Genomic DNA, 21,576 nt, shown 5'->3' with positions numbered 1-21,576 from the left:
TTACCCATGGGGAACTTGCCGGTCCTCACCGTCTCGAACTTCGGTCCGGATCCGGATCGCGGGTGCGGACGCGGGCGCCGTCCGGCGGACCTCGGCGACGAGCAGCAGCAGGCACAGGGTGCCCAGGACCCCGGCTCCGGCGACCACCCCGTGCACGGGGAAGAACTCGGCGGCCAGACCGGCCAGGGCCATGCCGACGCCCTGGATCGTCATCAGTCCGGCCGTGAGCAGGGTCATGGCCCGGCCGCGCAGCTCGTCGGGAACGGCCCCGACGAACCACTGGTCGAGCCCGATCACGTACGCCGATCCCGCACCGGCCAGCGCCAGCGCGACGGCCGCGAGGGCGACGCCCGGCCGGAAGCCGTAGAGCACGAGGGGCAGCAGCCCGGCGGCGGCGAGCGGCAGGACGATCCGGGAGCGGGTACGGGGTCCGAGCGCCGCGCCCACGTACAGCTCGGCGGCGATGGAGCCGACCGGCATCGCGCACATCAGCAGCCCGAGCGCGGCGCTGCCCACCCCGATCTCGTCGGCGTACGGGGCGGCCAGCGCCTCCGGTGCCACGACGAACATCGGGGGCAGCCAGAAGAGCAGCATCAGCGCCCGGACCCGGCGGTCGCCGAGCACCAGCCGGGCGCCGGAGAGCGACTCCCCCAGCAGGGTGCCGCCGCCCTTGCCGGCGGTGCGGGCGGGCCGGGCGCGGGTGCCGAGGCGGAGCAGGGCGGCCGAGCAGAGGAAGGTGACGACGGTGATCGTGATCGCGCCGCGCGGGGTGACCACGGCGAGCAGCAGCCCGCCCACGCCGAAGCCGGCGAGCAGGGCGCTCTGGGAGATGATCCGCAGCAGCGAGCGGCCGAGGACGAACAGGTCGCCCTCGCCCAGGATGTCGGTGAGCGCGGCCATCCTGGTCCCGGTGAAGACGGGCGAGACGGCGGCGACGAGGCAGCGCAGCACGAGGAGTCCGGCGACCGGGGTGCCCGGCAGCACCATCACGGCGACGCAGCCGGCGCAGATCAGATCGCAGGTGACCAGGACCCGGCGGGCCGGGTAGCGGTCGGGGATCCCGGCGAAGAGCGTGCCGCCGACGAGGTAGGGCAGCATCCCGAGCGCGAAGGTGAGGGCGCTGAGCAGGGGCGAGGCGGTGAGGTCGTACACGAGGACGGTGAGCGCGAGCTCGCTGACGACCACGCCGAGCAGCGAGAGCAGATGCGCGGCGAAGACGGCCCGGAACTCGCGTACGGCGAAGACGGCGCGGTAGCCGCGGGAGGCGGCGGGTGCGTCGTGGGCTGGCGCCCGGAGCGCGGGCGGTCCGCTCGGGTCGGGGGGACCTGTGCGCTCCGGGTGCGGGGCCGGGAGAGCGGCCGGTCCGGCGGGGGCGGGACCCGTGGCGCGCGGGGCGGGCGGCGGGGTCCGCCGGCCGCCTGGGGTGTCCGTCGCTTCGGGGCCGCCCGTCACGGGCTCGGTGTCTCTCGGCATGGACGCAGCCTGCGGGAGAGGGGCACCCACTCCGTAGACTTTCGGTCCCGGCCGAATCTTCCCCGAGGTCCCCCGTGCCCTTCCATCTGCATTTCGACGAGAGCGATCTGCTGCGCTGCCGGTTCGCGCTCTCCCCGCTCGGGGAGACCCAGGCCGCCGTGCGGGTACTGGCATCGCCGGAGCGGCAGGGCTACCACCTGCCCTGGCTGCGCAGGATCAGGGACGCGGCCGGCGGGCTCGATCTCGGCCCGCTGTGGCTGCTGATGAACGAGCGCGGTCACAGCCCGGACTTCTTCTGCCCGCCGCCGCAGGGGCCCCTCACCACCTTCGAGGAGGAGATCGCGGGGGTGCGGGCCGTCGATCCGGCGCTGGCGCGGGAGGACATGGTGCTGGCGCTCGCCGACCGGCCGGGCGCGCTGGACTCCCCCGCCGGGCGTGCGCTGCTGGCCGATCCCGCGCGGACCGTGCGGGAGCTGGCCGATCTGCTGGAGCGGGCCTGGCGGGCACTGATCGAGCCCCACTGGCCCCGGCTGCGCGCCCTGCTGGAGGCCGATGTGGCCTACCACTCGCGGCGGCTGGCGGCGGTCGGTTTCGAACGGCTGCTGGGTGAGCTGAGTCCCCAGCTGAGCTGGGCGGACTCGACGCTCACCATCGCCCGCACGTCGGGACGGCACACCCGGGTGCTCGGCGGGCAGGGCCTGGTGCTGATGCCGTCCGTGTTCGCCTGGCCGAACGTGGTCGGCGGCTTCGAGGCGCCCTGGCTGCCCGCGGTGATCTACCCGGCGCGCGGCATCGGCGGACTGTGGACGGAGCCCGCCGACAGCACCCCGGACACGCTCGCCCGACTGCTGGGGCGGGCGCGCGCCGACGTCCTGTGCGCGCTGGACGAGCCGGCGGGCACCACGGCCCTCGCCCACCGCCTCGGCCTCGCCCCGTCCTCCGTGTCGGAGCACCTGTCGGTGCTGCGGGCGTCCGGGCTGCTGACGTCGCGCCGCTACGGCCACCAGGTGCTGTACGAACGGACGCCGCTCGGCATCGCGCTGGCCGTGCCGCAGCACCCGTAGCCACGGCAGGTCACAGGCCCAGCGTGCTGAGGCGGTCCTCGTAGCGGATGGCGAGGTCCTCGGGCTCGTCGGCCGGCTGGTCCCACATGCCGTCCAGCTCGGCCCGGACGGCGGCGGGCAGTGCCTCGTAGCGCCGGCTCCACGAGTCGCCGTCCGGCATCCAGTAGCCGACGACCTTGAAGCGCCCCGCCGGCAGCCCGAGTTCCCTGCGCAGATAGCGGCGTACGGCACGCAGCGCGTCCGTCTGGCCGGCGACCCACACGTAGCCGCCGGTCAGGTCCGTGCCGGGCGGGACCGCGGCGGCGACCAGTTCGGCCAGCCGGCTGGGGCCGTGGCCGTTGCCGCCGTAGGTCCAGGTCGCCCGGACACCTGGCCGGTCCGGGAGCGGCTGCACGCAGGACGCGTCGGGAACCTCCAGGACCGCCCGGGTCGTGATGTGGCCCCGGCTGTTCTCGACGAGGCGGCCGACGGCGGGCAGACCGCTCAGGTCGGAGACGAGGACCTGCCAGGAGAGGTCGTCGGGCGGACTGTAGAGGCCGGTCGGGGAGTTGAGGCCGATCACGTCCCCGGGGCGGGCGGCGGCGGCCCAGGTGGACGCCGTCCCGTGGCCGTGCAGCACGAAGTCGATGTCGATCTCGCCGGTCTCCGGGCGGGCCGCACGGACGGTGTAGGTGCGCACCGGGGCCTCGGGCCGCCCTTCGGGGGTCTGCCAGCCGCCGTTCTCCGTCGCGTCGGGCAGGGAGACGTCGGTGCGGTCGGGGCCGTGCGGGAGGAACAGCCGGACGTACTCGTCGCCGACGCCGGTGGAGGTGAACGCGGCGAGGCCCTCGCCGTGGAACGTGATGCGGACCATGGTCGTGGTGAGCGGCCGGACGCGGGCCACCACGGCGCGGTGAATGGTCATGAGTGCTGCTCCTTCAGGTGCGGGGTCGGGGTCGGGATCGGGTGCGTGGCCGGGCCCGGAACCGGGCCGGGACGGGGCACGGTGGCGGCGCGATTGCCGGTGTACGCCTGCCAGAGCGCGGCGTACTCACCGGCGGCGGCGAGCAGTTCGTCGTGCGTGCCCTGCTCGGCGACCTCGCCGCGGCGGAGCAGCAGGATGCGGTCCGCGTCGCGCGCCTGCTCCAGGCGGTGCGCCACGATCACGCTGGTGCGGTCCCGTGTGACGCGTGCGAGTGCCGTCCGCAGCTGGGTGCGGGTCTGCGGGCCCGACTGGGCGGTGGCCTCGTCCAGGACGACGATGTCCGGGTCGGCGAGGAGCGCGCGGGCCAGCGCGAGGTGCTGGAGCGCCCCGTCGTCGAGGGCGACGCCGCCGGCGCCGAGGACGGTGCCGAGCCCCGGCTCCGCCTCCAGCGCCCAGCCGGCCCCGGTCTCGTGCAGGGCGAGGCGGAGTTCGTCGTCGGTGGCGGCGGGCCGGGCGATCCGGAGGTTGTCCGCCAGGGTGCCGCCGAACAGATGGGTCTCCTGGGTGACCAGATAACGGGACGGGGTCCGGCCGTCCCGCGGTCCGCCGGTGTCGATCTCCCCGCGGTCGGGTACGGCCAGGCCCGCGATCAGATGGGCCAGGGTGCTCTTCCCGGATCCGCTGGCGCCGACGAGCGCGAGGCTCGTCCCCGGGGGCACGTGGAGGGAGACGTCGCGCAGGGCGTGACGGGTGCCGTCGTACGAGAACGAGACGCCCTTCACGTCGATGCCCGGGCTGCGCGGCGGCCGGTCCGCTCCCCCGGTCCGGCCGCCGGCCGCGGTGCCGGTGTCCCGGCCCAGGTCGGTGACGCCGACGAGCCGGGACAGTCCGGCAGTCGCCCGCTGGATGTCGTCCAGGCTTCCCAGGAGCGCTCCGACCGGGCCGAAGAGGCGGTGGAAGTACAGCGCGGCGGCCGTGGCGGCGCCGACCGAGACGGCCCCGGAGCGGAGGAGCACGAAGCCCGTGCCGAGCACGGCGGCGAGTCCGAGGAACTCCGCGGCGTTGAGCAGCCCCGTGAACCGGTTGCGCAGCCGGACACCGTCGCGCTGGCGGGCGATGGCCTGTTCGCTGTGTGCGGCCAGTGCGGCGAGGTGCCGGTCCTGGGTCCGGTACGTGCGGATCGTCTCGGCCCCGTGCACCGCCTCGATGACGGACTGGCCGCGGGCGGACTCCAGCCGGCGGATGTCCGCGTAGACCGGGTGCGAGCGGGCGAGGAAGCTCCGGGTGGCGAGGATGTGGACGGGCAGGCAGACGAGGCCGGCCAGGGCCAGCCGTACGTCGAGGACCGCGAGTCCCACCAGGCTCAGGCCGATGGTGAAGGTCGCGGCGGTGATGTCGGGAAGGACCTCGGAGGCCGCTTCGGAGACCGCCTCGACATCGCGGGTCACGCGGGAGACGACGTCGGAACTGTCCGAGGACTCCAGCGTGCGCGCCGGAAGGTGGACCGCGGTCTCGAACACGTCCTCGCGCAGGGCGGCGAGCACGCCCTGGACGAGGACGACGAGCATCCGGCCGCCGGCGTACGCGAGCGCCGCCCCGGCGGCGGCGGCGAGCACGAGCGCGACGCCGAGCACGGTGACGCGGCCCCGGCCGCCGTCGTCCGCGACGGTGTCCACGAGGCCGCCGAGGAGCGGGGGCGTGGCGAGGGTGACGGCCGTGCCGCCGAGCAGGGTGAGCAGGGCGAGGGCGAGCCGGCCGCGGTGCGCGCCGAGCCGGCGGACGAGTTCCCGCCGGGTGCGGCGGGGGCCGGCGATGGGCAGAGGGCCGTGCGCGGGGGTCACCTGGCGGTTCCGTTCGGTTCGGGTGCGGCGCCGCCGAGGTCGACGACCCGGTCGCAGGCGGAGAGCAGGATGTGGCTGCTGGTGATCAGGAGTGTCGTGGCGGGCAGGCCGCGCAGCCCTGCGGCGATGCGCTGTTCGGTCACCGGGTCGACCGCGGTGGTGGGTTCGTCGAGGACGACGAGGTCGGCGCCGCTGTGCAGCGCGCGGGCGAGCAGCAGGCGCTGGCGCTGGCCGCCGGAGAGCCTGCGGCCGTGCTCGCCGACCTCGGCCCGGTCGCCCCCGATCCGTTCGAGTACGTCGTCGAGCATGGCGGCCCCGAGCACCGCCGGGTCGCTCTCTTCGCCCGCCGGGGTGAGGTTTGCGCGCAGGGTCCCGGAGAACACCGCGCCGTGGTGGGGCGGGGCCGTGATCCGGGCGCGCACCGGATCCGGGCCGAGGTCGACGGCGTCGACGCCGTCCAGCAGGAGTTCACCGCGGCCGAGCGGGACGCGGTAGCCGAGCCGGTCGCTGAGTTCCCTGGCGTGCCCGGGGTGACGGGGGACGACGCCGAGGAGTTCGCCGGGCCGCAGGTCGAGGGGTGTGCCGTGCTCGGGCGGGTGCCAGCGCAGCGCGGGCACGGCGGTGGCGGCGGTCTCCGGGAGGGCCGCGACGGGCGGGATCAGCGGGGGTTCGTCCAGCAGGTCGCCCAGCCGCCGGGCGGAGGCCCGCTTGTGGATCCAGTTGGAGGCGAACGTGCCGACATGGGCCAGTGAGCCCTGGAGGAACTGGGCGAGTCCGAGGACGGTGACCAACTGGCCGACGGTGATGCTGCCGTCGAGGGCGAGATACCCCGAAGCCGTCGCGAGCGCGGCGAGGAACACCCCCGACAGGAGCAGGCTGAGGCTCCCGTAGGCCAGGACCGAGCGGGAGGCGGCCACGGCGCCGCGCCGCGACGCGCCGCTCGCGACGCGGTAGCGGCGGGCGGCCTCCGCACGGGCGTTCATGCCGATGACCACCCGGAGTCCGGTGATCATGTCGGTCGCCACCTCGCCGGCCCGGGCCGCCGCGCCCTGTTCGGTCATGCCCCGTGCCTCCAGCGGCATCGAGACCCTGCGCATCACGACGAGCACCAGGACCGTGCCGGCGATGACGCCGAGGCCCAGGGGTACGGAGATCACGAGCAGCGCCGTCGACGCCGTGAGGATCGCGGTGACGGTCGCGGCCTGCTGGGCGACGCTCCAGGAGACCCCGGCGACCCGGTAGGTGTCGGACGAGACCAGGGAGAGCGCCTCGCCCGGCCCCGGCCGGCGGCGCAGCGAGCGGGGGTCGAGCAACCGGGTCATCACCCTTTGCCGCAGCGCGTGTTCGCCGTATCCGTAGACGTCCACCATGGCGGTGGACGCCCGCTGGTACGACAGGGACAGGACGACGAAGACCACGCCGAGCACGCCGAGCCACCCCAGCAGCGCGGCGCGGTCCGACGGCACCAGGGCCCGGTCGATGACGACGCCGATGAGCACCGGGACCAGTGCCTCGCACAGCTGGTGGACCATGAACGCGAGGGTGACGAGGGTGAGCCGGCGGCCGCGCCCGTCGCGCAGGAGCGCCACCCGGAACAGCGCCGTGACGGAGTTCGGCCCGAGCCCGGCGGGACGGGTCTCCCGGGTCGCCCTCACCGGGTGTCCCGCTGCCGGCCCAGCGGGATGACCATGGGGGTGCCGGTGACCGGGTCGGGGACGACCTGGCAGGGCAGGTCGAACACGTCCTCCACCAGGGCGGCGGTCACGACCTCCCGCGGGGTGCCCTCGGCGACGACCCGGCCGTCGCGCATGGCGATGAGATGGCTCGCGTAGCGGGCCGCGTGGTTCAGGTCGTGGAGGACGGCGACGAGGGTGTGCCCGGCGCGGTGCAGATCGGTGAACAGCTCCAGCAGGTCGATCTGGTGGGCGATGTCGAGGAACGTGGTCGGTTCGTCCAGCAGCAGGACCGGGGTCTGCTGGGCGAGGACCATCGCCACCCAGACGCGTTGGCGCTGGCCTCCGGAGAGTTCGTCGACCGGCCTGCCGGACAGCTCCGTGACGGAGGTGGCCGCCATGGCGTCCCGTACGGCCTGCTCGTCCTGCCGGGTCCACTGGCGCATCAGCTTCTGGTGCGGGTGGCGTCCGCGGGAGACGAGGTCGGCGACGGTGATCCCGTCGGGCGCCAGCGAGGTCTGCGGGAGCAGCCCGAGGGTGCGCGCCACTTCCCTGGAGCCGTACTCCGCGATGGACCGGCCGTCGAGGACGACCTTTCCCGCGGTGGGCTTCAGCAGCCGGGACACGGCACGCAACAGGGTCGACTTGCCGCAGGCGTTGGGGCCGATGATCACGGTGAACGAACGGTCCGGGATCGCGATGTCCAGATGCTCCGACACGGGCCGCCGGCCGTAGCCGAGGGACGCGTCGAGCACCTCCAGACGGGCCGGGACCGGGGTCCCGGTGCGCTGTGTCGTGATGGTCACGGGTACTCCTCGCGGATGGGCGGGCTCGGGGCGGCGGGACGGTGGGGCGGCTGCGGTCATCCGCGCCGTCCCGCGTACTGGCGGGCGAGCAGCCAGGCCAGATAGGCGCCGCCGACGCACACCGTGACGACGCCCACCGGCAGGTCGACGCGCTGGGCGATGAAGTCGGCGCCGGCCAGGACCGCGGCGCCGGTCAGCGCCGCCGGGACGATCCGCACCGTGGTGGAGCCGCGGGTCAGCCGCTGGGCGATCTGCGGGGCCGCGAGCGCGATGAACGAGATCGGGCCGACGGCGGCGGTCACGAGCGCGGTGAGCGCCACTCCGACGAGCGTGGCCGCGAGCCGGGCGCGCTGCGCCCTGACGCCGAGGGCCACGGCCGCGTCGTCGCCCAGTTCCAGGTGGACCAGGGGCCGCGCCACCGCCGCCGAACAGATCAGCAGGACGACGAAGACGCCCGCCGTCACCCGCAGTTGCTCGAAGCCGAGGCCGCTGAGGGACCCCGCTCCCCAGGTCGCCGCCAGCATGGCCTGCTGCGGGTTGACGGACAGGAGGAGCATCGAGGTGAGGGACGAGAGGAACGCGCCGACGGCGATCCCGACGATGATGAGCCGGAAGGGGGCCAGCCCGCCCCGGTAGGCCAGCAGATACACCAGTAGTGCGGTGAGCGCCCCGCCGATCAGCGAACCCGAGGCGACGGCCAGGTAGTCGGCGGTGCCCAGCAGCAGCATCACCACGCTCGCGCCGGCGTACGAACCGGAGGCGAAGCCGATCACGTCGGGCGAGCCCAGCGGGTTCTTGGTGAGCGACTGGAAGAGCGCGCCGCTGATGGCGAGTGCCGCGCCGCAGACGATCGCGAACAGCAACCGGGGCAGCCGCCAGTCCACGACCACCAGCCGGTCCCGGGGGTCGGCGTCCGGGTCGAACAGGGCGGACAACACCTGGACCGGGGTGAGCCGGATGGATCCCGTGGCGAGGGTGAGGACGCCGAGGGCGGCCACGGTGACGGCCAGGGCGGCGCAGACGAGGACGGAGCGCCGCTCGACCCGCAGGGCCAGGCCGGTCCGCCGCCAGGTCCAGACCCGCCGGCCGAAGTCGACCCGGTCCGGTGCGGCCGGCTCGTCCGCGGCCGGGGCGGTGGTCCCGTCGGTCGCGGGCGGGTTCGTTGTTCCGGTGGTCACAGGGTGCTCACCTTCCGGCGCCGGACGAGGGCGACGAGGACGGGGGCGCCGACGAGCGCGGTGACGAGGCCGACCCGCATCTCGCCGGAGGGCAGGACCACGCGCCCGATGATGTCGGCGGCCAGCAGGAAGGCGGGCGCGGCGACGATCGTGACGGGCAGGATCCACCGCTGGTCGGGTCCGGTGAACCAGCGCACGACGTGGGGCACCATCAGCCCGACGAACGAGATCGGGCCGGCGACGGCGACGGAGGTCCCGGCGAGCAGGGTGACGGCGATGACCAGGACCACCCGGGTCAGCGCGAGCCGGGTGCCCAGGGACCGGGCGAGGTCGTCGCCGAGCGCCAGCGCGTTGAGCGAGCCGGCGCTGCACAGTCCGAGGACGAGCCCGGCGCCGATCAGCGGCAGGGCGATGGGGAGGATGTCGAGGGACCGGCCGCCGATGGAGCCGACACCCCAGAACCGCATCACGTCGAAGGTGGTCGTGTTCTTGAGCGCCATGGCGGAGGTGAAGCCGCCGCACACGGCGGTGAACGCGACGCCCGCGAGGGTGAGTTTGACCGGGCTGCCCCGGTCGGCGCCGATCGAGCCGAGCGTGTAGACGAGCACGGTCAGCCCGAAGGCCCCCGCCAGCGCGAACCAGATGAACTGGCCGGCGCCGGTGTACCCGAGCACGGCGACGGCGAAGGTCACCGCGAGGCTCGCGCCCGCGTTCACCCCGAGGATGCCCGGATCGGCCAGGGGGTTACGGGTGAACGCCTGGATCAGTGCGCCGCTGAGGCCGAGGGCCGCGCCGACGACCAGCCCGATCACCGTGCGCGGCACGCGCAGTTCGCGCACCATCACGTGTTCGTCGGAGTCGTCGAAGTGGAACAGCGCGTCCCACACGGTGCCGGGGGCGATGGACCGGGCGCCGACCATCACGCTGAGAACGGCGACGGCGAGCAGCAGCACGAGCGCGGTCAGCAGGATCAGCAGGCGGGTCCGGGTGCGCGGTGCCGGGCCCGCGCCGCGGCGCGGGCCCGGCGCATCGTGCGCCGTACCCGTGGTGGGGTCACCCGTGGGTGGGGCGGTCGTCATGGTTGTCCTTGGAAGTGGGCGTCACCCGGGGAGGCGGCGGACGGCGGTCAGGAGTCCGCGCCGGTGCTGCCCTTGCCCGCGACGGCGTCGGCGAGCATCGGGACGTAGCGCTCCAGGGCCCAGGGGATGGAGAGCACGGACGGGCCGCTGGTGGCCATGCCCAGGGTCGGGTCCTGCACGAACGCGTAGTTCTTCGCGGCGATCGGCTTCCAGCGCGAGAACAGCGGGTCCTTGAGCGTGTACGGGACCTCGTCGGCGCCGTTGGCCCAGCCGACGAAGACGTCGGCCTCGATGGTGTCGAGCTTCTCCAGGCTGACTCCGCCGTACCAGTTGGTGCCCTTCGCGGTGGACGCGATGGCCTTCATCGACAGAGTGTTCTCGAAGCCCATCTCGGTCAGCAGCCGGACGCGGGCGTCGTAGTTGAGGTAGAGACCGAGCTCCGTCGAGCCGGGGGTGAGGGCGAGTCCGTACGTGAACGTCCTGCCCTTGAACTCGGGGTGCTCCCGGGTCACCGCGGTCAGCCGGCCCTGGACGTCGGTGACGAGGCCCTCGGCCTTCTTCGTCTCGCCCATGGCCTTGCCGATGGTGCGGGTCATCTCCTGCCAGGTCCCGCCGTCCCAGGGCTTGTTCAGGTACGGGACGGTGGGGGCGATCTCGGAGAGGCGCTTGTAGTCGACGTCGGAGATGCCGGAGTACAGGCCGACGATGAGGTCCGGCTTCAGCGAGAGGATCTGTTCGAAGTCGATCTCGCCCGCGTCGCCGTAGTTCAGCGTCTCGGGCAGCGGCCCGCCGAGCTTCTCGACCGTGCTGCGGAACCAGGGGGTGTAGCCCTGCTTGTCGCCGCCCCACTGCTCGTCGACGCCGACGGGGACGGTGCCCAGTGCCGCGACCACGTCGAGCGACATCCAGCTGACCGCGACGACGCGCTTCGGCTTCGCCTTGATCGTCGTGGTCCCGTGGCCGTGCTTGATGCTCACCGGGAAGGCGGCCGAGGCGGCACCGGCCCGCACCTTGGCCGTGTCCGGTTCGGACCCGCCGCTGCCGCAGCCCGCCAGCACCACGACGGCGGCGATCGTCAGCGTCACGAGGCGCGCCACGGCGCCCGGTCTGCGTCCTGCCGGAATGGAAGGGGACATGCTTCTCCTCGGTTCTTCAGCGTTCGGTTAGGTAACCCTCACCTAACTGAAAACTAAAGAACCGGGCCGCCCGGAGGGGACGCGGACCGGCCATGATGTGTCGAGATTCGGCCACGTACAGGATCGACGGGACCCTGCCCCGGGGACGTGCTCAGTGGCCGGACTGCGCCGGCACCGTCTGCTCGCGCAGATACCCGGTCGGACTGACGCCGGTCACCCGGCGGAAGGCGGCCGAGAACGCGCTCGTCGTGGAGTAGCCGCAGCGGTGCGCGACCAGGTTGACGGGGCGGCCCTGCGCCAGCAGCGTCGTCGCCTCGGACATCCGGACCAGCGAACGCCACCGCGCGAAGGACATGCCGACATCGCGGCCGAACGCCCGGTTGACGGTGCGTACGCTCAGCGCGTGCCGCGCCGCCCAGGCCTCCAGCGAGAGTTCGCTCTCCGGGTCACGCATGACGTCGTCGGCCAGGGCGCGGATCCGCGCGTCCGCCGGGACGGGGACGTCGATGGCGGGACACGGGTCCTCCTCCAGAAGCTCGATGACGACGCGCTGGGTCCGCAGCCGGAGATCGTCGGGCATCGGGGTGGCGTCGAGGTGGAGCAGCATCTCCTGGAGGGCGCGCCGCACCCGCAGCGGGCGCTGAGCGGTCCAGTGCGGCGGGATCGCCGCGCTGGTCACGTACGTGTAGCAGCTCACGCTGCCCGGATCGGACCAGGAGTCGTGCGGGGTGCCGGGCGGCAGCCAGATCCCCTGGCCGGGCACGAGCCGGCGCACGGTGTCGCGGGTGTGCAGCGTCAGCGAGCCGTGGTGCGGCCAGACCAGGAGCCCGTCGGAGTGGGTGTGCACGCCGGGGACGACGGGCACGGCCGGCGGGGATCCGTCGAAGACGGCGGTGGTGAGCAGATAGGGGGCGGTCACCTCGGCGCCGCCCGCCGACGGCTCGGCCCATCGGAGCGCGACCGCCGGACGCGTTTCGCCGCGCTCGCGGACCGGGACTGTAGCCAGCATGAACTTAGGTTACCCTAACCCGCCCTCGCCCGGCGGTCCGCCGGAGCGCGAGGACGGGCGGGACGCGGCGTCAGTCCGCGAGGTAGCGCTCGACCGTCTCGACCTTGGAGGTCAGACCGTCGGTGACACCCGGACGGATGTCGGCCTTGAGCACGAGGGAGACCCGGCCGGCGCGCGCCTCGACGGCCTGGACGGCGCGCTTGACGACGTCCATGACCTCGTCCCACTCCCCCTCGATGGAGGTGAACATGGCGTCGGTGCGGTTGGGCAGCCCGGACTCGCGGACGACCCGGACGGCGTCGGCGACGTACTCGCCGACGTCCTCGCCGACACCCAGCGGACTGACGGAGAAGGCGACGATCATGCGCTGACCGTGCCTTCCCGGCGGGCCCGGGCGGCGATGACGCCGTCGGCCTCGTAGCGCTTGAGCACCTTGTCGCCGTACAGACCGCCGAACGGCAGCACGCAGAGCAGGAAGAAGAACGCGACCCGCTTGAGCGGCCACTTGGTCTTGTTCCAGACGTCCAGCAGCAGGACGACGTAGATCACGAAGAGCACGCCGTGCAGCATGCCGAGCGGCATCATCAGGAAGTCGATGTCGGAGACCCGGCTCAGCACCGAGCCGAAGAGGATCAGCGCGGGGAAGGAGAGCGCCTCGGGAATCGAGATGAGGCGCAGCCGGTGCAGGGCGGTAGCGGTCTTGATGTCCACGGGGGCACCTTCGGTGGGAGGACGGTGACGGCTTGTGAACGCAGGCACAAGCGCCACCCATTGTGGCATCGCCGCCCGCGGCGCCCGGCGGCGGGGGCGGGCCCGCGCCGCTCGCTCCGCAAGAGATACGTCCCGATTGCGTCCGGGTCCGGTACCGGATGCGTATCAGGGGCGGTTCAGGGGCCCGATCGTGCCGCGGACCCTGTCCCGCCGGCGGTCCCTGCCGCTACCGTCGCCGGGTGGCAATGTTCCGACTCCAAGGCAGCAAGACGCTCGCCGTCGACCTGACCGGCGATGCCGTCAAGGCGAAGAACGGCTCGATGGTCGCCTACGACGGCCGGATGACGTTCAAGAAGATGACCGGCGGCGGTGAGGGTCTGCGCGGCATGGTGACCCGCCGGCTGACCGGTGAGCAGATGACCGTGATGGAGGTGACCGGGCAGGGCACCTGCTTCTTCGCCGACCGCGCGAGCGAGATCAACCTGGTCTCCCTGCGCGGCGAGAAGCTGTTCGTCGAGGCGAGCAACCTGCTCTGCACCGACGCCGGGCTGCGCACCGGCACCACGTTCACCGGGCTGCGCGGCGGCGCGACGGGCAACGGCCTGTTCACCACCACGGTCGAGGGGACGGGCCAGGCGGCGATCATGTCGGACGGTTCGGCCGTGGTCCTGCGGGTCTCCGCCCAGTACCCGCTCTTCGTCGACCCGGGCGCGTACATCGCCCACCAGGGCAACCTCCAGCAGCACTTCCAGTCCGGGGTGAACTTCCGGACGCTGATGGGCGAGGGATCGGGCGAGTCCTTCCAGATCCGGTTCGAGGGCGAGGGACTCGTCTACGTCCAACCCAGCGAGCGGAACACGATCGGGGGCGATGTCTGATGCCGTTCCGCGAGATCAACTCGAAGATGGTCGAGGCGACGGTGATCCCCGGCCAGAAGATGTACAGCCAGCGCGGGGCGATGCTGGCCTACCGCGGCGAGGTGTCGTTCACGCCGAACATCCAGGGCGGCCAGGGCGGGGTGATGTCGATGATCGGCCGCCGCATGGCGAACGAGGCGACCCCGCTGATGACGGTCGAGGGCAGCGGCACGGTGATGTTCGGCCACGGCGGCCATCACATCCAGGTGATCACCCTGACCGGGGACACCCTCTATGTGGAGGCCGACCGGCTGCTCGCCTTCGACGGGACGCTCCAGCAGGGCACGATGTTCATGGGCTCGCAGGGCGGCGTGATGGGCATGGTGCGCGGCCAGGTGACCGGGCAGGGCCTGTTCACCACGACCCTCAAGGGCCATGGCGCGGTGGCGGTGATGGCGCACGGCGGGGTGATCGAACTGCCGATCACGCCGGGGCGCGACGTGCATGTGGACCCGCAGGCGTACGTCGCGCACCACGGCGAGGTGCGCAACAAGCTCTCCACCGCGCTGGGCTGGCGCGACATGGTGGGACGGGGTTCCGGCGAGGCGTTCCAGCTGGAGCTGAGCGGCAGTGGTGCGGTGTACGTCCAGGCGTCGGAGGAGAAGCTGTGAGCACGCCCGTGGTCTTCGACCCCATGACGCTGCCGTCGGACGACAACGTCAACGCGTACACCTTCTGCGTGGAGCTCAAGGGGAGCCAGTGGTTCCTGCAGAAGGGCAAGATGATCGCCTACTACGGGCGGATCGAGTTCAACGGGATCGGCCACGGCCGCTTCGAGCGGCTGATCCGTACGAGCTTCCACTCGCCGCTGCACGCGAGCGACTGGGTGGTGGCCGAGGGCAGCGGCAAGATGCTGCTCGCCGACCGGGCCTTCGATGTGAACTCCTACGACCTGGACAACGGCAATCTGACGATCCGCTCCGGCAACCTGCTGGCCTACCAGCCGACGCTGGCGCTGAAGCAGTCGATCGTGCCGGGGTTCCTGACGCTGATCGGCACCGGGAAGTTCGTCGCCGCGTCCAACGGGCCGGTGGTCTTCATGGAGCCGCCGCTGCGCGTCGACCCGCAGGCACTGGTCGGCTGGGCGGACTGCCCCTCGCCGTGCCACCACTACGACCACGGCTACATGACGGGCGTGATGGGCGGGCTGCGGGCGTTCACCGGGATCGGGGGCGCGTCCGGCGAGGAGCACCAGTTCGAGTTCGTCGGCGCGGGCACGGTGCTGCTCCAGTCGACCGAGGTACTGATGGCCGAACAGCCGACGGGGGCCGTGCCGCAGCAGGCGGGCGTCCCCGGCGGTGGTCAACCTGGGTCCGCACCCCGCATGCCCGGCCAGCTGGGGGACCTCCAGCGTCGCTTCGGGTTGTGAACGGTAGTCTGCGGAGTGTGACGTCGAACGTCTGCGCCCAGCCTGCGAGCGCGTGCCGGGCGTCACACGCCCCCACTTCGTCCGGCTTTCAACTTCTTAGGTAGAATCCATATATGGAGACCGAGACGGCCACCCGCTGGCTGAGCGATGCGGAGCAGTGCGCCTGGCGCACCCACCTGGACGTCGGCAGACTGCTGACGCACCAGCTGGAGAAGGACCTCCAGCCGTTCGGCCTGACCATGAACGACTACGAGATCCTCGTCAATCTCTCGGAGTCGGACGACCAGCGCATGCGCATGAGCGATCTCGCCGGCGCCACGCTCCAGTCCAAGAGCAGACTCTCGCACCAGATCACCCGCATGGAGAGCGCGGGCCTGGTCCGCCGCGAGAACTGCGAGTCCGACCGCCGGGGGCTGTACGCGGTCCTCACCGAGACCGGCGCCGAGACGATGCGCAAGGTCGCGCCCCACCACGTGGCGTCGGTCCGCAAGCACTTCATGGACCTGCTGACGCCGGAGGCGCTGGAGCAGCTGCACGCGGCCCTGACCCCGGTCGCCGACCACCTGCGCGGACGGCGCGGCAAGCTCTGACCCACCGGGGTCTCAGCGGGCGTCCGGCAGCCACAGCTCGAACCGGGCGCCACGCTCCCCCGCGTCCACCACGGCCAGCCGGCCGCCGTGCCGCTCCGCCACGTCGCGGGCCAGGGCCAGGCCCAGACCGGCCCCGCCCTCGTCACGGGTGCGGGCGTCGTCGAGGCGTACGAAGCGTTCGAAGATCCGCTCACGCTCCGCCTCCGGCACCCCGTCCCCGTCGTCGGCGACCCGGACGGCCACACCGCCGCCCTCCCGGCGCACCGCGACCGCGACCGAGTCCCGCGCGTGCCGCTCGGCGTTGTCCAGCAGATTGCCGATCACCCGGGCCAGCTGCCCGCGCGAACCGGTCACCTCGAAGCCGCCGCCCTCCGGCACCGAAACCGCCACCGGAATCCGGTCACCGGTGCGCTGCGAGACCTCCTCGTGGACCAGTGCGCCGAGGTCCAGCCGGGCGGCGGCGGGCCGCTCCCCCGCGTCGAGCCGGGCCAGCAGCAGCAGATCGGCGGCCAGTGCCTGGAGCCGTACGGTGTCGGCGACCGCGCCCGGCACGTCCAGCAGCTCCGGGTGCGCGGCGCCCACCTCCAGCTGGGTGCGGAGCGACGCGATCGGGCTGCGCAGTTCGTGCGAGGCGTCGGCGACGAAGCGCCGCTGCCGCTCGACGGAGGTCTCCAGTGCGGTGAGCGTCTCGTTCGTCGTCCGGGCCAGGCGGGCGATCTCGTCGCGCGAACCGGGCTCCGGCACCCTTCTGCTCAGATCCTCGGACGCGGTGATCGCGGCCATCTCGCGCCGGATGCCCTCGACCGGCCGCAGCGCCCGCCGGGTCACCAGCCAGGTCACGCCGGCGACGACGAGCAGCACGACGGGCAGCCCGGTGAGCATCGCGCCGCGCACGCTGCCGACGGCCCGCTGCTCCGCGGCGAGCGGGGCGCCCGCGTGCACGGTCAGGGTCTGTCCGGCCGAGTCGGTGACCTCGACGGACGCGAACCGGTAGTCCGCGCGCTCGCCGTCGACCGTGGCGGTGCCGCTGCTGAAGTCCGGGTCGTCGGTGGACACCTCCTGGCGGCCGGTGCCGGCGCCCGCCGCCCCGTCGTCGTCCTCGTCGTCGTCGCGGTCCTCGCCGCCGTGCCGGTCGGTGTCGCCCGGGACCGAGGGGGCGGGCGAGGGCTGCGGGACAGGAGTGACCCGGTTCGTGCCGGTCCCCGAGATCGCGTCCAGGTCCTTGGAGACGGCCACCACCCGGCCGTCCTCGTCGGTCACCTGCACCGGATGGTCGTCCTCGTCGCCCGTCTTCAGCTCGTCGTACGGCGTGCCGAGGGCCAGCTGCCCGGCGACCTCCCGGGCCGCCACCTCGGCCTGGAGTCCCGCCTGGTCGGTGAGGTTGGCGCGCAGGACGAGCAGGACGGCGAGTCCGGCGACGGCCAGCGCGAGCGCGACCACGACGGTGGCGCCGAGCGCCGCCCTGGCCCGTACGGATCTCACAGCGCCTCCAGCCGGTAGCCGGCGCCGCGCACCGTGCGGATCGCGGCCGCGCCGAGCTTGCGGCGCAGGGCGCTGACGTACACCTCGACGATGTTCGGGTCGCCGTCGTAGGCGAAGTCCCAGACGTGCTCCAGGATGTCCGCCTTGCTCACCACCTGCCCGGCCCGCAGCGCGAGCTGTTCCAGCACGGCGAACTCCTTGGCGGTGAGCGCGATCTCGTCGTCGCCGAGGTGGACGCGGCGGGCGGCGGTGTCCATGCGCAGGGAGCCGACGGTGACCACCGGCGAGCCGGAGCCGCCCCGGCGGCGCAGCAGCGCCCTGATCCTGGCGACCAGCACCACATAGCTGAACGGTTTGGTGAGGTAGTCGTCGGCGCCGGTGTCGAGCCCCTCCGCCTCGTCGTACTCCCCGTCCTTCGCGGTCAGCATCAGGATGGGCACCTCGTGGCCCGCGGCGCGCAGGGCGGCGCAGACCTGGTAGCCGTTCATCCCCGGCAGCATGATGTCGAGGACGACGAGGTCGTACGCCCCTTCGGAGGCCCGGTGCAGCCCTTCGAGGCCGTCGTGGACGACGTCCACGGCGAACCCCTCGGCGGTGAGCCCCCGGGCCAGGGAGACCGCCAGCCGCTTCTCGTCCTCCACGATCAACAGGCGCATGTGCACAGCGTCGCAAACCGGAGCTGAAGAAGGCTTCAGGTGGCTTCAGGCTGCGTTCAGCATCGCCCCGGCAGTGTGGTCGTCATCGCAACGGAATCATCCGACCCGGGGAGGAACCCTCATGAAGCGAAAGATCGCCATCGCCGCCGTCACCGCGGCCGTGCTCGTCGGCGGCGGGGCCGCGACGGCCGTGGCCTTCGCCGACGACGACGGTCACGACACCGCCCGCAGCAGCACGGCGAGCAGCGCCACCGCCCGCGTCACCGCCGGCGAAGCGGCCGCGGCCGCCGTCCGGTCCGTGCCGGGCACGGTGACGGAGGCGGAGCTCGACGACGAGGACGGCGGACTGGTCTGGGAGCTCGATGTGTACGGCTCCGACAAGGGGTGGCACGACGTGACGGTGGACGCGGGCAACGGCAAGGTGCTCGGAAAGCACCTTTCGAACGACGACGACCGCGGCCGGAACGCCCCGCGCACGGCCCCCGTCACGCTCGACGCGGCGGTCTCCGCCGCGCTGGAGGCCTCGCCGGGGACGGTGACCTCGGTCGAGCTGGAGGGCCGCGGCGGTACGGCGGTGCACTGGGAGGTCGACGTACGGGGCAAGGACGGCACCCGGCACGAGCTGGACGTGGACGCGAAGTCGGCCGCCGTCACGGCGGACCGGCCGGACGACGGTCACGGGCACGACGACCGCGCGGACGACCGGGGCGACGACGACTGACTCCGTGCCGCGGGTGTCCGGCGTTCCGCCGTTCCCCGGTTCCGGTGCGGCCCGCACGCCGCACCGGAACCGGGGAACAGGACGGTCAGGCCTCCCCGGTGAGCCCCGCCACCAGTTCGTCGGCCGCCGCGTACGGATCGAGGCGGCCCGCCACGATGCGTTCGGCCAGGGCGTCCAGGCGGCGGTCGCCGTGCAGGTCACCGATCCGTTCGCGGAGCCGGGTGACGGCGATCGTCTCGACCTCGCGGGCGGCGCGGGACGCGCGCCGCTCGGCCAGGACGCCGTGCTCCTCCATCCACGCCCGGTGCTTCTCCAGCGCCTCGACGACCTCGTCGATGCCCTCGCCCCGGGCGGCGACCGTCTTGACGATCGGCGGCCGCCAGTCGCCGGGTCCACGGGACTCCCCGAGGCCCAGCATGTGGTTGAGCTCGCGGGCGGTGGCGTCCGCGCCGTCCCGGTCGGCCTTGTTCACGACGTACACATCGCCGATCTCCAGGATTCCGGCCTTCGCCGCCTGGATGCCGTCGCCCATGCCCGGGGCGAGGAGGACGACGGAGGTGTCGGCCTGGGAGGCGATCTCCACCTCCGACTGGCCGACGCCCACCGTCTCCACCAGGATCACGTCGCAGCCCGCCGCGTCCAGCACCCGGATGGCCTGCGGGGCCGACCAGGCGAGACCGCCCAGATGACCGCGCGTGGCCATGGAGCGGATGTAGACGCCCGGGTCGGAGGCGTGGTCCGACATCCGGACCCGGTCCCCGAGGAGCGCGCCGCCGGAGAACGGCGACGACGGGTCGACGGCGAGCACGGCGACGCGCTTGCCCTGCCGCCGGTACGCCGTGACCAGTGCCGACGTCGATGTCGACTTGCCGACACCGGGCGAGCCGGTCAGGCCGACGACATAGGCGTTGCCCGCCAGTGGCGCGAGGGCCGCCATCACCTCGCGCAGCTGCGGCGACGCCCCCTCCACCAGGGAGATCAGCCGGGCCACGGCCCGCGGCCTGCCCTCACGGGCCTGCTCCACCAGGGTGGGGACGTCCACCATCACCGCTCCGCCTCCTCGCTCACGCGCTGCGTGGTTCTGTACTACTTGCCCGGAACGCGGATGATCAGCGCATCGCCCTGACCGCCGCCGCCGCACAGCGCCGCCGCCCCGGTGCCGCCGCCGCGCCGCTTGAGCTCCAGCGCCAGGTGCAGCACCACACGGGCGCCGGACATCCCGATCGGGTGGCCCAGCGCGATGGCGCCGCCGTTGACGTTGACCTTCTCCGAGGTGACGCCGAGGTCCTTCATGGACTGCAGGGCGACGGCCGCGAACGCCTCGTTGATCTCGATGAGGTCGAGGTCCTCGACCCCGATGCCCTCCTTCTTGAGGGCGTGGCGGATGGCGTTGGACGGCTGCGACTGGAGGGAGTTGTCCGGGCCCGCCACATTGCCGTGCGCGCCGATCTCGGCGATCCAGTCCAGGCCCAGCGCCTCGGCCTTGGCCTTGCTCATGACGACGACCGCGGCGGCGCCGTCGGAGATCTGCGAGGCGGTGCCGGCGGTGATCGTGCCGTCCTTGGCGAAGGCAGGGCGCAGCTTGCCGAGCGACTCCGCGGTCGTGTCGGCGCGGATGCCCTCGTCCTTGGAGAAGAGGACCGGGTCGCCCTTGCGCTGCGGGATCTCGACCGGGGTGATCTCGGCCTCGAAGATGCCGTTCTTCTGGGCGGCCGCGGCGCGCTGGTGGGACAGGGCGCCGATCTCGTCCTGATCCGCACGGGCCAGGCCGAGGCGGGTGTTGTGCTTCTCGGTGGACTCGCCCATCGGGATGTTCTCGTAGGCGTCGGTCAGACCGTCGTACGCCATCGAGTCGAGCATCTCGATGGCGCCGTACTTGTGGCCCTCGCGGGACTTCGGGAGCAGGTGCGGGGCGTTCGTCATGGACTCCTGGCCGCCGGCCACGACGATGTCGAACTCACCCGCGCGGATCAGCTGGTCGGCCAGGGCGATGGCGTCGAGCCCGGAGAGACACACCTTGTTGACGGTGAGTGCCGGGACGCTCAGCGGGATGCCTGCCTTGACCGCGGCCTGCCGTGCCGGGATCTGCCCTGCCCCGGCCTGGAGCACCTGGCCCATGATCACGTACTCGACCTGGTCGCCGCCGATGCCGGCCCGGTCCAGCGCCGCCTTGATGGCGAAGCCTCCGAGGTCGGCTCCGGAGAAGCTCTTCAGGGAGCCGAGGAGGCGGCCCATGGGCGTACGGGCGCCCGCGACGATCACCGAAGTGGTACCGGTCGTTCCTGACATGAGGCACAGCCCCTTGGAATAGGAGTGAACGAGGGTTTACCTGAATGTACTGAGCAGTACCGCGCCCGTCATCCGGCAGCGGGTGTGACGGCGCGCACGTTGCGTAACCATCCGCCGGGCGCTGCACTGTTCCCATGCTGACGCGAATCGACCACATCGGGATCGCCTGTTTCGACCTCGACAAGACCGTCGAGTTCTACCGCTCGACCTACGGGTTCGAGGTGTTCCACTCCGAGATCAACGAGGAGCAGGGCGTACGGGAGGCCATGCTCAAGATCAACGAGACGTCCGACGGCGGCGCCTCGTACCTCCAGCTGCTGGAGCCGACCCGTGAGGACTCGGCCGTGGGCAAATGGCTGGCCAAGAATGGCGAGGGCGTGCACCACATCGCCTTCGGTACGGCGGACGTCGACGCGGACGCCGCGGACATCCGCGAAAAGGGCGTCAGGGTGTTGTACGACGAGCCCAGGACGGGTTCCATGGGGTCGCGGATCACCTTCCTTCACCCCAAGGACTGCCACGGTGTGCTCACCGAACTGGTCACGTCCCGGACGGAGCACTGACCCGAGGCAGACCCGGCCCGGTAGAGTGGGCTGTTCCGGGCCGGAGCCGGGTCGGGGCCGCGACGCGTCCTCAGCCGTTGATCTGTCACCATTCCCCGGGGGGGACCGTTCGTCG

At 72.8% G+C, this 21,576-nt stretch carries 22 protein-coding genes; 7 read left to right on the top strand and 15 right to left on the bottom strand.

The window, feature by feature from the left end:
• Entirely contained in the window at nucleotides 1–1,473 is a 1,473-nt protein-coding gene (locus OG408_RS27650; protein WP_326672552.1) for an MFS transporter, read from the bottom strand.
• A gap of 74 nt (nucleotides 1,474–1,547) precedes the next feature.
• Between OG408_RS27650 and OG408_RS27645 the strand changes: the two genes are divergently transcribed.
• Nucleotides 1,548–2,537: an ArsR/SmtB family transcription factor gene (locus OG408_RS27645; protein ID WP_326672550.1), complete on the top strand. Its 990-nt coding sequence runs from the start codon at nucleotides 1,548–1,550 to the stop codon at nucleotides 2,535–2,537.
• Nucleotides 2,538–2,547: 10 nt separating this feature from the next.
• Here the strand turns inward: OG408_RS27645 and OG408_RS27640 are convergent, their stop codons facing one another.
• From OG408_RS27640 to OG408_RS27595, 10 genes are all read right to left on the bottom strand, one after another.
• Nucleotides 2,548–3,441, bottom strand: a complete 894-nt coding sequence (locus OG408_RS27640; protein WP_326672549.1) for a siderophore-interacting protein — start codon at nucleotides 3,439–3,441, stop codon at nucleotides 2,548–2,550.
• Nucleotides 3,438–5,282 carry an ABC transporter ATP-binding protein gene (locus OG408_RS27635; RefSeq protein ID WP_326672547.1) on the bottom strand — a complete coding sequence of 615 codons (1,845 nt, stop codon included), beginning with the start codon at nucleotides 5,280–5,282 and terminating at the stop codon, nucleotides 3,438–3,440. The genes OG408_RS27640 and OG408_RS27635 overlap by 4 nt, the downstream gene beginning before the upstream one ends.
• Entirely contained in the window at nucleotides 5,279–6,937 is a 1,659-nt protein-coding gene (locus tag OG408_RS27630) for an ABC transporter ATP-binding protein (protein WP_326672545.1), read from the bottom strand. Before OG408_RS27630 ends, OG408_RS27635 begins: the two co-directional genes overlap by 4 nt.
• Nucleotides 6,934–7,821, bottom strand: a complete 888-nt coding sequence (locus tag OG408_RS27625; protein ID WP_442806069.1) for an ABC transporter ATP-binding protein — start codon at nucleotides 7,819–7,821, stop codon at nucleotides 6,934–6,936. Before OG408_RS27625 ends, OG408_RS27630 begins: the two co-directional genes overlap by 4 nt.
• Nucleotides 7,818–8,816, bottom strand: a complete 999-nt coding sequence (locus tag OG408_RS27620) for a FecCD family ABC transporter permease (protein ID WP_326674602.1) — start codon at nucleotides 8,814–8,816, stop codon at nucleotides 7,818–7,820. Before OG408_RS27620 ends, OG408_RS27625 begins: the two co-directional genes overlap by 4 nt.
• 119 nt (nucleotides 8,817–8,935) lie before the next feature.
• Entirely contained in the window at nucleotides 8,936–10,018 is a 1,083-nt protein-coding gene (locus OG408_RS27615) for a FecCD family ABC transporter permease (RefSeq protein WP_326672541.1), read from the bottom strand.
• Nucleotides 10,019–10,065: 47 nt separating this feature from the next.
• The gene (locus OG408_RS27610; RefSeq protein ID WP_326672539.1) at nucleotides 10,066–11,154 is read right to left on the bottom strand and encodes an iron-siderophore ABC transporter substrate-binding protein; all 1,089 of its coding nucleotides are present in this window, start codon (nucleotides 11,152–11,154) and stop codon (nucleotides 10,066–10,068) included.
• A 151-nt stretch (nucleotides 11,155–11,305) separates the two neighbouring features.
• Entirely contained in the window at nucleotides 11,306–12,163 is an 858-nt protein-coding gene (locus tag OG408_RS27605) for a helix-turn-helix domain-containing protein (protein ID WP_326672537.1), read from the bottom strand.
• Between the two features lie 70 nt (nucleotides 12,164–12,233).
• Nucleotides 12,234–12,527, bottom strand: a complete 294-nt coding sequence (locus OG408_RS27600) for an MTH1187 family thiamine-binding protein (protein WP_266782987.1) — start codon at nucleotides 12,525–12,527, stop codon at nucleotides 12,234–12,236.
• A complete protein-coding gene (locus tag OG408_RS27595; RefSeq protein WP_266782985.1) occupies nucleotides 12,524–12,874 on the bottom strand; it encodes a DUF3817 domain-containing protein in 351 nt (116 codons plus the stop codon). The genes OG408_RS27600 and OG408_RS27595 overlap by 4 nt, the downstream gene beginning before the upstream one ends.
• 245 nt (nucleotides 12,875–13,119) lie before the next feature.
• Between OG408_RS27595 and OG408_RS27590 the strand changes: the two genes are divergently transcribed.
• From OG408_RS27590 to OG408_RS27575, 4 genes are all read left to right on the top strand, one after another.
• Nucleotides 13,120–13,752, top strand: coding sequence for an AIM24 family protein (locus OG408_RS27590; protein ID WP_266786454.1), 633 nt, complete (start codon nucleotides 13,120–13,122; stop codon nucleotides 13,750–13,752).
• Nucleotides 13,752–14,402 (top strand): AIM24 family protein, encoded by a 651-nt coding sequence (locus OG408_RS27585; protein ID WP_266782983.1) that lies wholly within the window; start codon nucleotides 13,752–13,754, stop codon nucleotides 14,400–14,402. Before OG408_RS27590 ends, OG408_RS27585 begins: the two co-directional genes overlap by 1 nt.
• Complete coding sequence (locus OG408_RS27580) at nucleotides 14,399–15,160, top strand: AIM24 family protein (RefSeq protein WP_326672534.1); 762 nt, start codon at nucleotides 14,399–14,401, stop codon at nucleotides 15,158–15,160. The genes OG408_RS27585 and OG408_RS27580 overlap by 4 nt, the downstream gene beginning before the upstream one ends.
• 113 nt (nucleotides 15,161–15,273) lie before the next feature.
• A complete protein-coding gene (locus OG408_RS27575; RefSeq protein ID WP_148020767.1) occupies nucleotides 15,274–15,750 on the top strand; it encodes a MarR family winged helix-turn-helix transcriptional regulator in 477 nt (158 codons plus the stop codon).
• 12 nt (nucleotides 15,751–15,762) lie between these two features.
• Here the strand turns inward: OG408_RS27575 and OG408_RS27570 are convergent, their stop codons facing one another.
• A complete protein-coding gene (locus tag OG408_RS27570) occupies nucleotides 15,763–17,232 on the bottom strand; it encodes a HAMP domain-containing sensor histidine kinase (RefSeq protein ID WP_326672531.1) in 1,470 nt (489 codons plus the stop codon).
• Nucleotides 17,229–17,888 (bottom strand): response regulator transcription factor, encoded by a 660-nt coding sequence (locus OG408_RS27565; RefSeq protein WP_326672529.1) that lies wholly within the window; start codon nucleotides 17,886–17,888, stop codon nucleotides 17,229–17,231. The genes OG408_RS27570 and OG408_RS27565 overlap by 4 nt, the downstream gene beginning before the upstream one ends.
• Before the next feature lie 121 nt (nucleotides 17,889–18,009).
• On the opposite strand from OG408_RS27565, the gene OG408_RS27560 reads away from it, so the two are divergent.
• On the top strand, nucleotides 18,010–18,609 hold the full coding sequence (locus OG408_RS27560) for a PepSY domain-containing protein (protein WP_326672527.1): 600 nt from the start codon (nucleotides 18,010–18,012) through the stop codon (nucleotides 18,607–18,609).
• Between the two features lie 85 nt (nucleotides 18,610–18,694).
• On the opposite strand, the gene meaB is transcribed toward OG408_RS27560, so the two are convergent.
• Both meaB and OG408_RS27550 read right to left on the bottom strand, forming a co-directional pair.
• The gene (gene meaB / locus OG408_RS27555) at nucleotides 18,695–19,654 is read right to left on the bottom strand and encodes a methylmalonyl Co-A mutase-associated GTPase MeaB (RefSeq protein WP_266782966.1); all 960 of its coding nucleotides are present in this window, start codon (nucleotides 19,652–19,654) and stop codon (nucleotides 18,695–18,697) included.
• 41 nt (nucleotides 19,655–19,695) lie between these two features.
• Nucleotides 19,696–20,898, bottom strand: coding sequence for an acetyl-CoA C-acetyltransferase (locus OG408_RS27550; protein ID WP_266782964.1), 1,203 nt, complete (start codon nucleotides 20,896–20,898; stop codon nucleotides 19,696–19,698).
• A 134-nt stretch (nucleotides 20,899–21,032) separates the two neighbouring features.
• Here OG408_RS27550 and mce point away from each other — a divergent pair, with 134 nt between their 5' ends.
• A complete protein-coding gene (gene mce / locus OG408_RS27545; RefSeq protein WP_136328730.1) occupies nucleotides 21,033–21,461 on the top strand; it encodes a methylmalonyl-CoA epimerase in 429 nt (142 codons plus the stop codon).
• The last annotated feature ends 115 nt before the right edge of the window (nucleotides 21,462–21,576 follow it).

Source organism: Streptomyces sp. NBC_01257 (assembly GCF_035917255.1).
In the GTDB taxonomy this organism is placed as follows: domain Bacteria; phylum Actinomycetota; class Actinomycetes; order Streptomycetales; family Streptomycetaceae; genus Streptomyces.
This window is presented reverse-complemented; position numbering and strand designations above follow the sequence as displayed.